The sequence below is a fragment of the Candidatus Nitrospira nitrosa genome (genome assembly GCF_001458735.1).
GTDB lineage: Bacteria > Nitrospirota > Nitrospiria > Nitrospirales > Nitrospiraceae > Nitrospira_D > Nitrospira_D nitrosa.
Genome location: NZ_CZQA01000010.1, coordinates 504335 through 518006, shown reverse-complemented (window position 1 = coordinate 518006; position 13672 = coordinate 504335). Strand labels below are relative to the sequence as shown.

Here is a 13672-nt window from a genome sequence, read left to right as displayed (position 1 = left end):
AACCGCCAGCGACGGCATTCCCGGCTGGGGAATCGCTCGCCCGCGGCATTTGCCCAACGGTGGGCCCGTCAACAGTCGGCGGCGTGAGACTGTCATTCATGGCGTCCACTCTTGACAACCGGGGTCATGGAGAGTCGCCCCGTGTACCCCTTGGTCTGGAGCTCCCGAAAGATCACCACCGCATTCCAGACGTTCTCCGCTAACAGCCGGTCAATGTCGGCTCGATCGCGGGGCTGGCGCCCCGCCGCGGGCCAGTGCGCGCCGCACGGTTCGAGGATGCACGCCCACCTGTGTCGCAATGTCACAGAGATAGAGCCCACGTTGCGCCAATGCCTGAATCATCATGAAGTCCTCCTTTCGCAGCATCTGTCCCTCCTCCGTCGTGATGAGCGGTGAAGGGACATTGTGACTCGGTGTTTAGAGGACTTCTCAGTTCGGTGATGTGAGGACTTATAGCATCGGCGCTGACACAAGGTTGCATGCTCTCGTCTCAACCGGGCGAGTTCTTCCTGTTCTGCACGCAGTGACTGGCGTGTATGGCCCTGGTGTTCGGCCTGTTGCTGCTCAGCCCGCAGCGGTAGAGCAGATGGTCAGCAATACCCAGATCTCTGGCGACGTGTGCAACCGGTCGTACCGAGTCTCGGACCAACCGAACTGCTTCTGCCTTAAACTCTTCCGTATACTGCCGTCTGGTCTTGGTGCTCATCCTGTCCTCCGATTTCATCCTGTTCCTCCTTATACAGGTGTCTGTGAAATCGGGGGAAGATCAGAGTGTCAACGAGTCGCGTGAGTAAGGGAAGGGGTAGAAGCATAACAAATCCTAGGGTATAGAACTTGTGCTTCTTTGTGCAGAGCTGATCCTAGGTTGACCGACTTGATCCTGTTGGCATTGATCTACGTCCGAACATGCCCGTCTCCAATGTCCGGCTTCTCATGAGAGTAAAATAAATTACTTATATATACCTAGTGCTAACGATTGGCAATAGGTGAGGGTCTCCGGGACTCCAAGTCCTGTCACGAGAGGCCGTGTGACGCGTATCTGCCCATCTGGCCTGTGCATCATTGGTAGATATAGATGGCATAGTTTGAAACAGTCTAATCCTACGTTGGTCTAGCCCTCATCCTCGATCGCATAGTGTTCAGATCAGCTTTGGAATACTAACCATGCATGCTGTGGGTACCCACTATGACACTACACGGTTGCACCAAGTTGTGCTCAGAGGAAATTCCGATGTGCAGGTTACCAATATGGATGGGGAGACAGTGCTCTTGGCTCTCAGTGCGGGCGCGCAGACTATCGGCAACATTCATTCAGCCCTCTGTCATCGTTTTGATGTCGTTCCCGAGCGAGCCCTCGACGATCTTGTCATCCTGGTCAATCAGTTGATCCAGGAGGGGCTACTTCAACAAGAAAGGAGGTGAAAAACATGACGAAAGAGACATATGTGCAGCCAGCAGTTACCAAGCACGAACTCTTGCGGGATATCACCACCAAGAGGTCCGGCTATTGTGGCCCTTCCTATAGGGGATGGGGCCGCAACTAAGGCAGCGAAGGAGATGCTGGGGCTGGCTAGTACGAAAGTATTGGCTAGCTCATCCCTCTTAACCCACGCTTGTACAGCATATGAGCCAGATGGGCCGTGGAGGAAAGCAGAATAATGGTGATGGACAACGAACAGTGGGCTATTGGACTCCATCACGAGGGCAATGAGGGGCATGTCAATGGCCAAGATGGGCATCCTGATGTGGTTTAGAGGGAAGGGGGAGTTGAAGCCTGCCGACCCTACTTTCTTTCAAACTCCCTCCCTCGAAAGCATAGCTATCGCGGAAGTCTTTCGATGCTACACATATCAAAGTGCTTGTGGATGAGGCTAGCTAACAAACTGCGTCATTGTTGATGGAGGAAACAGCTATGTCAGGCACATCGCAGGCTCATTTAGTTAATACCGAGGTCTCCCACTGTGACTCTGTTCTGCTGCACCAGGTGGTGCTCAGAGGAAGCCCCGATGTGCAGACTAGCAACATGGATGGGGAGACGGTGCTTCTGGATCTCAGTACCGGCCGATATTACACCCTCAACCGATTGGGGAGCCTAATTTGGGAGCTCTGTACCGGCACACAGACTATCAGCGACATCCATACGATCCTCTGTGATCGTTTTGATGTCGCTCCCGAGCGAGCCCTCGACGATCTCGTCACCCTGGTCAATGAACTGACCCAGGAAGGGCTACTTCAACAAGAAAGGAGGTGAAACAACATGATGAAAGAGATGTATGTTCAGCCAGCAGTTGCCAAGCACGAACTCTTGCGGGATATCACCGCCAAGCGGTCAGGACATGGCAATAATGGTTGGGGTAACAGCGGTTACGATGGCGTGCCAGGAAAGTCAACATTTCAGGACGTCACCCGTTAAGTGAATTGGCTGGCCAATCCTACGGCCAGCTAATTTTTAAGCCAGTTCGGTAAAAGGAAGGGAGGTGAAGTGACATGACGAAAGAGATGTATGCGCAGCCAGTGCTTACCAAGCACGAGCTCTTGCGGGACATCACCGCTCAGCGGTCTGGTTCTGGTAGTCCTAGCGTTGGTGGTGGAGGACATGGCATGGGCGGTGGGCGTCTGTATCATCATTATAATCGGTTCGGTCATAAGCATTGGTAGAGGTATAGGGGAGACGGTCACCAGATTGTCCAACGGGCTGGCTGATTCCACGGATCAGCCAGCTCACCCTGATAGCCGCCTCACGAAGAGCTGTAACCTGGTACGAGGTGGGGAGAATATGACTACGGTAACGGCTGAACAGCCTCTAACTGAGTATCTTTTCTCGCTGCATGGAACGCAGATACGATATGTTACGGCTTCTCCCTGGCTCGCCGCCCCGGTGAATGAATTTCTCAGGCATTTTCGGCAGGAAGTGCGTTGCCCGTCAATTCCGCTCACCTTATATTTCCATGCCGTTGAACATCGGGCTGATATTCCAGTGACCATCTCCTCTTCGGCGCGCCAACTGGCTGTCAATATGGGTGTAGCGGGTGTTGATTGCCCGGAGACCGATTTGCCTTATGAGGTGATTCTTGATGGCGAGCGGTTGATCGCCGACTTCTTCAATGTCGGGGTGTTGGTGGTTGATAGTGTGCAGGGGAGAGCCGATGGTTATCTGATCAATCCTCAGATGATGCCGGAAAGTTTGATCGAATATTTGTTTCACATAGCTTTGATTGAACTCTTGCGACGTCGAGGGCTCTACACTATTCACGCTACGGCTCTGGAGAAGAACGGCAGAGGAGTATTGATTCCTGGCAATAGTGGGCGTGGGAAGACAACCTCATTCATTTCATTGCTTCGGTCAGGGTATCGCTATCTCTCTGATGATCATCCCCTCCTTCGAGATGTCGGAACTCACGTCGATCTACTTCCTTTCCCGATTAAGATCAATGTGACCGAACAAACCGTGGAGTTTTTCCCTGAACTGCGCACTGCCCCTGCTCAGGTGCTTCAGCCTCGATTTCCGAAGCGAGCCTTTCATGCGGAGGATGTCTATTCCACGTCGATTGGTGAGTGTTGCCGTCCGGCGCTCGTACTGTTCCCTCATGTTATTGATGCTCCTCACAGCCATCTCGAATTGCTTCCAAAGAGTCGTGCGTTAGAAATGCTCCTTCCTCAAGCCCTATTGGTCTATGACTCAGAGGTTGCAAGACGAGAATTTCAGGTCTTGGCGAAACTTGTCCAGCAGGTGGATTCTTATCGTTTGCACTTTGGCCGAGACATCCTGGAGCTTCCTCAACTCATCACACCTCTTCTTGAGGGGGAAACGCGATGAGCGACTATTCCTGTACGCGGAAGATCCCGTTGGGATCGGAAGCGGAACTGCTTGTCTGGTGTGCCCGCACAGGGATCACTCAAGATCTCCTGGTGCGAATCCGCCAGAGACTTCAGGAACCATTGGACTGGGCGAGCTTTCTCCAGATGGCGGAATACCATGGCGTGGAGCCTTTAATATACGCAAGTCTCTCTAAAGTCGCGCCCGACCTGGTACCTGCCGAGGCCCTAATCCGATTGCGACAGAAGGTACAAGTCGGGGGCTTGCTGAATCGATCGTTGGCACAGGAACTGATCAAATTGTGCGACGAGTTTGCCCTACGGGGGGTTCCCATTATTCCGATTAAAGGAGCCACTCTTGCGGCGGTGGTGTACGGTGATTTGGGTCTTCGTGACTTTACCGATCTTGATTTGCTTGTCCCTGAATCTGCCGTCGGAGAGGCGCAGGCGGTTCTTACGACATTTGGTTATGAGCCTAGAGATGTCGTTGATGCGCAGAGCGACGACCATGATGATGGCCCACACCAGGTGTTCGTCAAAAGGCGTAGCCTTTGTCGTGTCGACCTCCAGTGGGTGATGGCCCATCAACACTTTGCCTTCCGATTAGATCGTCCAGAGTTCTGGGCACGACGAGTTTCGGTAACCTTTGAGAACCGGACGGTTCCTGGATTGGCGCCGGAAGATTTACTCATCGTACTGTGCGTGCATGGGTCGAAGCATGCATGGGAACAGCTGAAATGGGTTTGTGATGTAGCGGAGCTTCTTCGCTCCCATCCGAACCTGGACTGGACCTCTATCCTGTCCAGTTCATCGGCATGGGGTTGCCAGCGACTGGTCATGATGGGCCTGTCGATTGCCCATCGACTCCTAGATGCCCCTCTACCTGCTGAAGTTTTGGCGCGGCTTGAGAGTGAGGTGGAGATAGAGGTTCTGTCGCATCGCATGCCGGCCACCTTACTGGAAGATGGTCGGGAAGGTGTTTGGGAGGAACAGTCGGCTGCGCTCTATTTTTCACTAAAAGACTCGTGGTGGGCGCGTTGGCGCTTTGGACTTCAGCTTTGTCGCCTCCAGAGTCCTGTGACCGTGACTCCTCCCATATGGTTTCGCTGGCGCAACTCTTTGTTTTGTTTTGCTCGTCTTATTCAACCGGTGCATCGAACGATGAAACGGTTCCTTTCTCCTGGAATTCGAGGAGCCATTAATCGGTGGGTGCCACACAGTGCCTAGGTCTTTGAAACAGAGATCTCTGTGGCCACCTCTTCTGGTAGCGTTAATTTTCTAACGCAATGACGATTTCTTAGCGGATTCTAGCTGGTATTCATCAGGTGGAACAAGGCTCTGCTACACTGAAGATGGGCATAATGGGACAGCTGGACAAATATTGGAATGTGCTTCTGATCGGCCTACTGATTCTATGGGTTCGGCTTCTTTTGCGTCTGAGAAGTCTACCAGCCGTGCTTGCTACATTGAGCTCTGGGTCAGCAATGGGAACCCCTGACGAGGCTGAGATTAGGAAGCTGACATACTACATCGATCGGTGGCTGCGGCTGTTCCCATACAATCAGAAGGGGAATTGCTTTCCCCGATCGTTGGCACTATATCGGCTGGCCCGACGTCGGGGATATCCGGTACGGTTTCATTGTGGTGTTAGAAAGGACCTGTCTGGCCTGGAAGGTCATGCCTGGCTGACACTTGAATCACAGACATTTCATGAGCCCGGGACGCTCTGGCGAGACTTCACTGTCACCTTTTCCTATCCTCCTGACTCAGGACAACAGTCTGCGGCTCTGGGTGTCAACATTCAAGCTCGCAATCGATGGAGCCCCAAAGCGAACTGTTAGGGTGCTATTGCCGATCATGAACACGATACTGAATCGCGTAGGGTCTTTCTTGCACACGGTCCGACGAGCCTTATCGTTCGTATGGCAGAGCAGTCCAAGTCTGGGCAGTGCAAGTATTGTGGTCCGCGTTATTCAGGGGCTCCTTCCACTCGGGGCGTTGTACTTGACGAAGCTTTTAATTGATGCCGTAACTGAAGGACTAAAGTCACCCTGGGATGACGCGTCGTTGACTCATATTCTTGCGATTCTTGCCGGTGTAGCCGGTGTGGCTGCGGTCAGCGCCATTCTCAGCGCTGTGGCAGGGTTGGTTTCAAAAATACAATCCGAGGTCGTGACTGATCATATGTACTCGGTCCTTCAAGAAAAGTCAGTTGAGGTCGACCTTGAGTACTATGAGAATGCACGCTATCAAGATACTTTGCATCTGGCACAGCAGGAAGCACCCTATCGACCAACCGCCATTCTGAATGCGCTGCTCCAGATGGGGCAAAACGCCATTTCCTTGCTTACGATGGCTGCCCTCCTCTGGTGGATGCATTGGGGGGTGATTCCAATTTTAGTCCTAACGGCTATTCCATACTTCATCGTCAAGTTGAAACAGTCCAATCAGCTCTATGCGTGGGAACGGGAGCGGGCGCCACTTGACCGAAAGGCCTGGTACGCTCATATGCTGCTGACCCAAGCTGGTGCGGCGAAGGAGGTCAGGCTATTTGATCTTGGTAACCGGCTGCGGCAGTGGTTTGCCGACGCGCGTCTGATATTGCGTCGAGAACGAATCGCGTTAGAGCGACGATGGGTGTTTTCCGGGTTTGTTGCACAGATTATTGGTATTGCCGGGGTCTTCGGGGTCTGCAGTTTGTTAGTCGTGAGGACCATTGACGGACTGCTGACTATAGGTGACCTTGTCATCTGTCTTCAAGCCGTGCAACGCGCTTCAGGATATTTGGAAGGCCTTGGTCAGAGTGTGTCCAGTCTCTATGAGAGCAATCTCTTTCTTGCCACGTTGGATGAGTTCTTAGGCCTACAATCTCGATTGAGAACTTCAGCAGCTCCCAAAGCGTTTCCTCGCCCAATTGTCGAGGGGCTGGTCTTTGAGCATGTGTCGTTCCAATATCCACATGAGGAACGCGTGGCGATTCGGGACTTCACTTTTTCGATCAAACCTGGGGAGCATGTCGCATTTGTCGGGGCGAACGGTGCGGGCAAGACGACATTGGTGAAGCTCTTGTGCCGTTTGTACGATCCGTCGGGCGGGCGTATCACGATCGACGGGACGGATCTTCGTGATTACCCGATCGCTGATGTGCGAGGCTCGGTGAGTGGAGTGTTCCAAGACTTTGTGAAGTTTCAGTTGTCCGCAAAAGACAATATCGCGCTGGGCGTGAGGGCTTCCGGTGTTGACCCCTTCGCCATCGTGCAGGCCGCAAAACAGGCTGGAATCCACGAGGCTATTGAACGACTACCGAACGGGTATGAGTCATTACTCGGCAAACTCTTCGATGGTGGGCATGAACTGAGTATCGGCGAGTGGCAGAAAGTCGCTCTCGCCAGGTCGATTCTCCGAGACTCGCAAATTCTTATTCTCGATGAACCCACCAGCGCGATGGATGCCAAGGCGGAAGCAGAACTGTTTGAACGGTTTCATGAACTTGCCCAGGGGCGGACGGCGATCTTCATCAGCCATCGGTTGTCGACGGTCAAGATGGCGGATCGAATCTTCGTCGTGGATCAGGGGCAAATTGTGGAGCAAGGGACACACGACGAATTAATGGCACAGCATGGTCTCTATACCAGCCTCTTCCTCACTCAAGCCCAGCATTACCAGTAACACCGATACAGCGCAGCAGATCATTTGGCCCTTGCGGCACTGTCACTTTGAATTACCGGATTTGTTGGTGAGCAGATTCGGAGGCGGTCCGATCGGCTCAAAGTTCTTCAGCAATGGAACATCGTCTTTCTTTACCCACATGATATCGTGGTTATAGGAGTCACGAGGGCCAGATCCACCCGTGAAGGTCTTGCCGTCTGGGGTAAAGGTCCAGCACATATCTTCACCGGGGGTGTTGATGGTGTCGCCAAGATTCAGCGGTTCTTGCCATTCGCCTTTAGGATTCTGATAGGAAATCCACATATCGTGACCTCCTCGCGATCCCATGTCAGGGCGAGTGCTGGTAATAAGGAGGCTCTTGCCATCCTTTGACAGGCCAGTCCAGTGCATATGGTCACGGTAGGGCGAATTGATTCGTGAGCCTAGACTTTCCGGTTTTTGCCAGGCCCCATTTTTCTTCTCGACTTTCCAGACGTCGCTATCTTGGGTGACTCCAGGCTGCTGATAGTTGAAATAGATCAGGCTGTCAGAAGCAATGATCGGACAATGTTCTTCGCCTGTTGGGGTATTGATATGGGGGAGTTCCGGAACATCGTTCCAATTCCTAGCTGGTTGCCAGACCCCATTGATCTTTTGGGTCACGTAGAGGTCCCCAGTAGAGAGATTGCCAGGCTGGTATCTTGTGAAATAGATGATGTTGCCATCATTAGAGAGACTCGGCTCCAGCTCCCAGGCAGACGTATTGATATTTGGTCCCACGGTGGGATCAATACCCGGACCCAAATGAATAGGTTCCTGCCAGGTGCCGTCCACACTGTGCGACATCCAGATGTCGAAGTTATAAGGCACTCCCGGTGAGGAGATGCTGCCTTTACGTCCGGAGGCGAAGATAGCGGTTTTTCCATCCGCACTGTAGGTGATCTCAATCTCGGCTTCTGATGAATTGATCGGTTTGCCTATACTTTCCGAGAGAGAGGTGTCTCCCTTCACATGTCCGCTATGCGGCGCGTCCATTCCTGACATCCCATACGTGAAGGTAGGGATAAGCAAAAGAGAGAGCACCGCCAGAAGGTGATCGAGAAGTAACTTGTGCAATTTCATACAACCTCCGTAGTTCAATGCTGAGCGTTCAGCTACACCATCTGCCTGAGTTTGCGAAGCGTTGTCGTCGTGTATTCGGTCCATGAGATCTCCATCCCATTCCCAATCTCTTCATAGATAGGAGACAATTCAGAATCCCAAGATATTCCCATCGAATCGGGACTCCGTCAGACTTACAACAAGAACATGGCATTGCGGCGGACCTTAAGTGCAGGGCAACTTCCAGTCAACTTGTGGAATATGTTGGGTTACATCGTACGCTGAGGTTGTGGGCTGGGTCCAGATCAATCGCTCTATGGATGCTGGTGGAACCAGAAATCAAGTCGGTGACACGTTTACCTTAGCTAGAAAATAGTAACGCTTGTTTTGCTCAACTCAGCTCAGGGTGCGGCATTACTGCTGGGGCTATTCGGTTGCAGAGCCGTAATCAGTGCGGCTCGCAATTCTTGTGGTAGAGAGGCCACGCCTTTGATCACTCCGGGTCCACCGTTCTGCCAGCGAACAGTGAAGGTTCGGGTTGGGATCTCGACCGGTGGGGTATACTCATCGACCTGGAGCACGACGTCCGTTCCACCATCTATGAGCGCCAGGGATGAGAGTAGCTTGATTACCGGTCCAAGCTCCCGAAGTGTAATGACAACTACCTTGTTGAACAGTCTATTCGTCGAGCCGACTTCTGAGGCAACTCCGGTAGGAGTCAGAACTGCTACGCGGCGAAGCTCATAGTTTTTGAAACAACCCGACGTTTGCAGAAACTCTTTCAAGCCGGTCTGGGCAGCAGCTTCCCGGTTCGACACATCTTTCTGATTCGGGCGCCACTGGGCCGCCCAGAAAACGAGTGCTGAAGCTGTACCATCACACACTGGAGCTTGAGGGGATGGTGAGATGTCAACTCTCGTCGTCGCACAACTAACCAGCATGGCAGCGACTACCAACACCGCTAGAGAGGGCAATAAGATTAATCGGTTACACGTCGGTGGCATCAAATGCTTTGTATGGAGTGTGTGGTCGGAGACTGTGCTTCGTCAAGCGTAGGTTTTCAGCGAGAAAGTGCTGAGATGGAGGGGGGACGGTCGCAGTTAGCCGATGTCTTGGTCAGAGCTTTTCCTGAATTTTCTGCGGATGTGGGTGAAGGACTTCGTGAGGGAGCTATCGGACGAAGCTCTCGAGGCCTGCTGCGTAGGAGTTGCAGTGGCGCAAAACCGGTCCACATCGATCCAGGCTTCGCATCCAATGGAGATCGGCTCTGTCAGGAGGTGATGATCGTTTGAGTTATTGAAGAGGAAAGTCATTTCATCCTTTACGAACCTGGGCTAACCTTACCGCGCAGTTTCTCTTCTGCCTATTCCTCTCTCGTAGGTCAGGCACGTTTTGGGCTTCATAGCGTCCATGTTGTCAGTGCGCCGTATGCGCACTCCTATTTGGTGAACCCCGGTCGGACTTGGGCTTATGTTCGGAAAAGCAAGGAGGGTGCCACGAGGATTTCTTTATTCATCGCTTGATTCTGAAGGATAGTGGAGACTTCCGGGAGTGTCATGATGTGGTATCGCTGTATTCGAAAGGATGCAGATCTGTCTCTTAACCTGTATGGAGCCGAGGCGATGATGAATTCCTGAGGTCGTTCAGACACCTGAAGGAAGGGTCGAGAGCTAAATCTCTCCGGCGTTCACTTGCCGAACTCGTTCGGCGGGGATACTGAGCGCAGCCAAGAGGTAGTCTTTCAATTCGTTACTATAGGGTTGGACGGCAAGGGCCCGTTGCATGCAGAGGAGCCAGGCGTCACGTTCTTCGTATCCGATGGGGAACCGTTTATGTGCTCCAGGGATACTGATGGGGCCGTAGTGTTGCTGAAAGAGCCTCGGACCTCCCAGCCAGCCGCAGAGAAAGTATGTTAATTTTTTTCGTGATTCCGCGAGGTCAGGTGGGTGCATGGCTCGGATGACTTTGGCTTCCGGCAATGTATCCATATTGATATAGAACTCGTCTACCAGCTTGGTAATGCCTTCAAGGCCACCTGCAGCCTGGTAGGGGGTGACTTGGGCGCTGTCTTCTTGTTCATCAATGGACATTAGGTGTTTAGGAGTGTTGAGGGGGGATACCGTTACGGTCTGGTGTAAAAGGGGAGAGCATGAATGGTCGCTGCGTGCTTGCTCCCATCGCATTCCACAGTGAGTTCTGTCCCTGCGGTACTGAAGTCTCGCAGCGGGAATCCAAAGGCGATGGGCTTGTTGAACTGAGGAGAATGGATGGCGCTGCTCACCCAGCCCACCTCACGATCGCCGCTATAGAGTTTGGCTCCATGGGGAGGTATGACGGAATCCTGCAAGACCAGCCCGACGAGTTTGCGGCGCACATTGCCATAGGTATCCATGCGCGCGACAACTTCTTGCCCTGGATAGCATCCTTTATTGAGACTGAACGCTTTCCCCTCAAGGTTGGCTTCAGGTGGAACAATCTCTTCGTTCAAATCTGGCCCAGCTTTCGGGAGACCGGCCTCCATGCGCAAGGCCTCTCGCGCCTGGGTTCCAATGGCTCTGATCCCAAATTTGGCACCGGCTTGCAACGCGCTCGCCCAGGCGGTGAGGAGGCTTTCAACGGGAAGGAGAACTTCGATATCAACCTCGCCCGTTTCTTCGGTGCGTAACACCAGCGCTGAATGTCCTCCGATCTGTGCCGTGATAAAATCGACAGGCTTCAAGTCTGTGACGTCCACGCCGAATGCGGATTGAATGACCTGAGTGGCTTTGGGGCCGCTGACCAACAAGAGCCCCCACGTCTCGGCGCAGTTCTCCATCTTGGCCTTGGTCCCATAAAGCAGGAATTTGCGGAGTGCTTGGAATGTGGCTTCACCAATCTCGCCGACGTCTTCCACTATAACTGTGTCGCTGTGCATGTACAGGCGGAAGTACGTGAGCATCTTGCCTTTGTGGGTTAATAAGCTGGAATAGAGGCCTTGTCCGGCTTGGAGGGGAAGGATGTCGTTGCTGATGACGCTTTGCAACCACTTTACGCGATCCTCACCCGTGACCCGAAGCTTGCCGCGATGGGAGAGGTCGGTTATTCCAACGGCTTCGCGGACAGCACGATGCTCTGCCGCTACGTCTCCATAGTGCACTGGCATCTCCCACCCAGTGATCTCCTCAAATGTCGCGCCCAGTTGGCTATGTTGTTGGTGAAGGCGTGAGTGTTTCATGTTCACTTTCTGTGAGGAGGTCGACTAAAGGTCTTTCAGTCGAAAGTCCTCCACCTTATGACTTGAAGACTGAGGAGTTGATGACCTCTTCAACCAACTCTCTGGTTCGGGCTGAAAATTCATTGCGGGAGACGACCTTCGTCACACCGAGCGCTCTTGCACGATTCCAAGCTTCGACCTCTTCGTGATTGGCAAAGGCCAGGGTTGGAATATCTTTCAGTCGTGGATCCGCTTTGAGCTGTTCCAATGCGTGAAAGGCATTAATGGTCAAGTCGTTCATATTGAGGATGATAGCCCTGGGGCTCACCGCAAGGGTTTTATCGATAATATCCTGCTGCACGCGAACTTTTTCAAGCTGATAGTCCGGTTGGCGCAATGCATCGCGGACTTTGGTGTAGAAGAAGAGATCAGTCACGGCCACAAGAATGGGTTTGGGGTTTGTTTGGTTCATGGGATTGATCTGCTGTTCATCCGGAGAAAGAGGAGAACCCAAAATAGCTCAAGTACACCCCGTTAATTCAACGAGCTCACCAACCGTCCAAGTGCCTTCTTGGCGAGTGCATAGTTAGGATCCAGGGTGAGCGCTGCCTTATATGAATCGATGGCTTCCGTCCAGCTCCCCTTTCGCTCGTAGACGCGACCAAGATTGAGGTGGGGATAGGCAGGGCTTTCATAGCGCTTAGCCTGCATCGCCTTTTGAAACCAGGAAATCGCTTCGTCGAATTCTCCCTTTTCAATCAGGTACGCGCCGATATCGTTGTAGGGATTGCCGAAGTCGGGATCCTGCTCGATGGCTTTGTGGCATTCCTCAATGGCATCATCGAGTCGTCCCATGAAGCTATAGGTCCATCCCAGGAATGTGTAGGCCTCGGCGGTTGGATGGGTCGCGATCGATTGTTTGTACAGGTTGACCGCTTCTTCGAGTTCGCCCTTCATCTGTCGCGCAAAGGCTTGCTGAAACAGCTCCCACGCGTGACGTTTGTCCTCTTCGTGTCCTTCACCTTGGACGAGAAAATCTTGGATATTCATAAGGATTTGGCGAACAGCTTTCAGCCGTTCGCTCCTATCGATCGCTGACGACTCAAGCCTATTCGTTCTTCAGTTTTTTGGCAATCAACCCTGCCCCATACCGGCCTGATAACAACATTGAGCCGAAGGCCGGCCCCATTCGTGGTGTGCCATAGACGGCTGCAACGGCCAATCCAATAACGAAGCAATTCGGATAGACCTCTCCAGTACGATCCATCACCTCTTCCTCGGAGCGCGAGACCCACATGGCCCCGTTTCCCGGAATTTTCTGATACAGGTTTCTCTTATGGAGAAGCTCAACCACAATGGCATCATGGCCGGTGGCATCCACGACGATCTTGCTTTCAAGTGCGATGGGATCGACATGGATAACGTCGTGGCCTGCCATCTCGGCGGTTGTATTGTTGACGACGACACCTTCAAGAATGCCGTCGCGGCGCAGAATCAAATCAACCACGCGGGTCAGGTTCAGCACCTTGGCCCCAGCCTTGTAGGCGGAGGCGATGAGTGCACCCGTCGCGTGTGGAGGATCGACCATATACATGCCCTCGCATTCACGGATCTTCTTGCAAGGTACGCCGATTTCTTCGAGGATCTCGTTGGCCGGCTCGCAGATCGTGGCTTTGTTCATGAGATATCCGCCGTGCCAGAAGCCGCCGCCAAGGGCGAGGCTCTGCTCGATGATCAGGGTCCGGAAACCCATCTTGGCAAGGTCATGGGCGCAGATGAGGCCTGACGGCCCTGCTCCGACGATGATGACGTCGCTTTCGATCAGCTGATCGAATTCTTTATAGTATTCCCGTGCGATCTGACGGGTAATGTCTCGTTCGCGCAACGGCGCTGGTCTTGGCTTTGTCATGGGAT

The 13672-nt window shown here is 53.0% G+C and carries 17 protein-coding genes; 8 read left to right on the top strand and 9 right to left on the bottom strand.

All coding sequences use genetic code 11. The annotated features are described in order from the left end of the window. Positions 1–210: 210 nt before the first annotated feature. Together COMA1_RS20685 and COMA1_RS16810 are read right to left on the bottom strand one after the other, a co-directional pair. The gene (locus COMA1_RS20685) at positions 211–366 is read right to left on the bottom strand and encodes a helix-turn-helix domain-containing protein (protein WP_141654385.1); all 156 of its coding nucleotides are present in this window, start codon (positions 364–366) and stop codon (positions 211–213) included. A 124-nt stretch (positions 367–490) separates the two neighbouring features. Next, entirely contained in the window at positions 491–724 is a 234-nt protein-coding gene (locus COMA1_RS16810; RefSeq protein ID WP_090750665.1) for a transposase, read from the bottom strand. A gap of 440 nt (positions 725–1164) precedes the next feature. Here COMA1_RS16810 and COMA1_RS16805 point away from each other — a divergent pair, with 440 nt between their 5' ends. From COMA1_RS16805 to COMA1_RS16780, 8 genes are all read left to right on the top strand, one after another. Continuing rightward, positions 1165–1422, top strand: a complete 258-nt coding sequence (locus COMA1_RS16805) for a PqqD family protein (RefSeq protein WP_090750663.1) — start codon at positions 1165–1167, stop codon at positions 1420–1422. Positions 1423–1912: 490 nt separating this feature from the next. After that, positions 1913–2251 carry a PqqD family protein gene (locus COMA1_RS16800; RefSeq protein WP_176698133.1) on the top strand — a complete coding sequence of 113 codons (339 nt, stop codon included), beginning with the start codon at positions 1913–1915 and terminating at the stop codon, positions 2249–2251. A 6-nt stretch (positions 2252–2257) separates the two neighbouring features. Next, on the top strand, positions 2258–2413 hold the full coding sequence (locus COMA1_RS21155) for a hypothetical protein (protein WP_176698083.1): 156 nt from the start codon (positions 2258–2260) through the stop codon (positions 2411–2413). Positions 2414–2487: 74 nt separating this feature from the next. After that, positions 2488–2658 (top strand): hypothetical protein, encoded by a 171-nt coding sequence (locus COMA1_RS21150; RefSeq protein WP_176698132.1) that lies wholly within the window; start codon positions 2488–2490, stop codon positions 2656–2658. A gap of 118 nt (positions 2659–2776) precedes the next feature. Next, a complete protein-coding gene (locus COMA1_RS16795) occupies positions 2777–3817 on the top strand; it encodes a phosphoenolpyruvate carboxykinase (ATP) (RefSeq protein WP_141654384.1) in 1041 nt (346 codons plus the stop codon). Continuing rightward, the gene (locus COMA1_RS16790; RefSeq protein ID WP_090750657.1) at positions 3814–5043 is read left to right on the top strand and encodes a nucleotidyltransferase domain-containing protein; all 1230 of its coding nucleotides are present in this window, start codon (positions 3814–3816) and stop codon (positions 5041–5043) included. Before COMA1_RS16795 ends, COMA1_RS16790 begins: the two co-directional genes overlap by 4 nt. Positions 5044–5177: 134 nt before the next feature. Then, on the top strand, positions 5178–5657 hold the full coding sequence (locus COMA1_RS16785) for a lasso peptide biosynthesis B2 protein (protein ID WP_176698131.1): 480 nt from the start codon (positions 5178–5180) through the stop codon (positions 5655–5657). 16 nt (positions 5658–5673) lie between these two features. Then, on the top strand, positions 5674–7485 hold the full coding sequence (locus COMA1_RS16780) for an ABC transporter ATP-binding protein (RefSeq protein ID WP_176698130.1): 1812 nt from the start codon (positions 5674–5676) through the stop codon (positions 7483–7485). 42 nt (positions 7486–7527) lie between these two features. Here COMA1_RS16780 and COMA1_RS16775 read toward each other — a convergent pair whose 3' ends face one another. The 7 genes from COMA1_RS16775 to COMA1_RS16740 form a co-directional block, all read right to left on the bottom strand. Next, positions 7528–8586: a PD40 domain-containing protein gene (locus COMA1_RS16775; RefSeq protein WP_090750651.1), complete on the bottom strand. Its 1059-nt coding sequence runs from the start codon at positions 8584–8586 to the stop codon at positions 7528–7530. A 380-nt stretch (positions 8587–8966) separates the two neighbouring features. Further along, positions 8967–9383 carry a hypothetical protein gene (locus tag COMA1_RS16770; RefSeq protein WP_141654383.1) on the bottom strand — a complete coding sequence of 139 codons (417 nt, stop codon included), beginning with the start codon at positions 9381–9383 and terminating at the stop codon, positions 8967–8969. Between the two features lie 852 nt (positions 9384–10235). After that, positions 10236–10655, bottom strand: a complete 420-nt coding sequence (locus COMA1_RS16760) for a group II truncated hemoglobin (RefSeq protein ID WP_090750645.1) — start codon at positions 10653–10655, stop codon at positions 10236–10238. Between the two features lie 32 nt (positions 10656–10687). After that, positions 10688–11779 (bottom strand): CAF17-like 4Fe-4S cluster assembly/insertion protein YgfZ, encoded by a 1092-nt coding sequence (ygfZ, locus tag COMA1_RS16755; protein WP_090750643.1) that lies wholly within the window; start codon positions 11777–11779, stop codon positions 10688–10690. Between the two features lie 55 nt (positions 11780–11834). Beyond that, positions 11835–12230: a response regulator gene (locus COMA1_RS16750; RefSeq protein WP_090750699.1), complete on the bottom strand. Its 396-nt coding sequence runs from the start codon at positions 12228–12230 to the stop codon at positions 11835–11837. 62 nt (positions 12231–12292) lie between these two features. Continuing rightward, the gene (locus COMA1_RS16745) at positions 12293–12808 is read right to left on the bottom strand and encodes a tetratricopeptide repeat protein (RefSeq protein WP_090750642.1); all 516 of its coding nucleotides are present in this window, start codon (positions 12806–12808) and stop codon (positions 12293–12295) included. A gap of 58 nt (positions 12809–12866) precedes the next feature. Continuing rightward, the gene (locus COMA1_RS16740; protein WP_090750641.1) at positions 12867–13667 is read right to left on the bottom strand and encodes a sulfide-dependent adenosine diphosphate thiazole synthase; all 801 of its coding nucleotides are present in this window, start codon (positions 13665–13667) and stop codon (positions 12867–12869) included. Positions 13668–13672: the final 5 nt, after the last annotated feature.

What these genes read in the sequence shown, in the direction of transcription:
- COMA1_RS16785 (WP_176698131.1), top strand. Translation starts at nt 5,178, where the DNA reads ATGGGACAGCTGGACAAATATTGGAATGTGCTTCTGATCGGCCTACTG.
- COMA1_RS16795 (WP_141654384.1), top strand. Translation starts at nt 2,777, where the DNA reads ATGACTACGGTAACGGCTGAACAGCCTCTAACTGAGTATCTTTTCTCG.
- COMA1_RS16780 (WP_176698130.1), top strand. Translation starts at nt 5,674, where the DNA reads ATGAACACGATACTGAATCGCGTAGGGTCTTTCTTGCACACGGTCCGA.
- COMA1_RS21155 (WP_176698083.1), top strand. Translation starts at nt 2,258, where the DNA reads ATGATGAAAGAGATGTATGTTCAGCCAGCAGTTGCCAAGCACGAACTC.
- COMA1_RS16805 (WP_090750663.1), top strand. Translation starts at nt 1,165, where the DNA reads ATGCATGCTGTGGGTACCCACTATGACACTACACGGTTGCACCAAGTT.
- COMA1_RS16810 (WP_090750665.1), bottom strand. Translation starts at nt 724, where the DNA reads ATGAAATCGGAGGACAGGATGAGCACCAAGACCAGACGGCAGTATACG.
- COMA1_RS16760 (WP_090750645.1), bottom strand. Translation starts at nt 10,655, where the DNA reads ATGTCCATTGATGAACAAGAAGACAGCGCCCAAGTCACCCCCTACCAG.
- ygfZ (WP_090750643.1), bottom strand. Translation starts at nt 11,779, where the DNA reads ATGAAACACTCACGCCTTCACCAACAACATAGCCAACTGGGCGCGACA.
- COMA1_RS16740 (WP_090750641.1), bottom strand. Translation starts at nt 13,667, where the DNA reads ATGACAAAGCCAAGACCAGCGCCGTTGCGCGAACGAGACATTACCCGT.
- COMA1_RS16800 (WP_176698133.1), top strand. Translation starts at nt 1,913, where the DNA reads ATGTCAGGCACATCGCAGGCTCATTTAGTTAATACCGAGGTCTCCCAC.
- COMA1_RS21150 (WP_176698132.1), top strand. Translation starts at nt 2,488, where the DNA reads ATGACGAAAGAGATGTATGCGCAGCCAGTGCTTACCAAGCACGAGCTC.
- COMA1_RS16750 (WP_090750699.1), bottom strand. Translation starts at nt 12,230, where the DNA reads ATGAACCAAACAAACCCCAAACCCATTCTTGTGGCCGTGACTGATCTC.
- COMA1_RS16790 (WP_090750657.1), top strand. Translation starts at nt 3,814, where the DNA reads ATGAGCGACTATTCCTGTACGCGGAAGATCCCGTTGGGATCGGAAGCG.
- COMA1_RS16775 (WP_090750651.1), bottom strand. Translation starts at nt 8,586, where the DNA reads ATGAAATTGCACAAGTTACTTCTCGATCACCTTCTGGCGGTGCTCTCT.
- COMA1_RS20685 (WP_141654385.1), bottom strand. Translation starts at nt 366, where the DNA reads ATGCTGCGAAAGGAGGACTTCATGATGATTCAGGCATTGGCGCAACGT.
- COMA1_RS16745 (WP_090750642.1), bottom strand. Translation starts at nt 12,808, where the DNA reads ATGAATATCCAAGATTTTCTCGTCCAAGGTGAAGGACACGAAGAGGAC.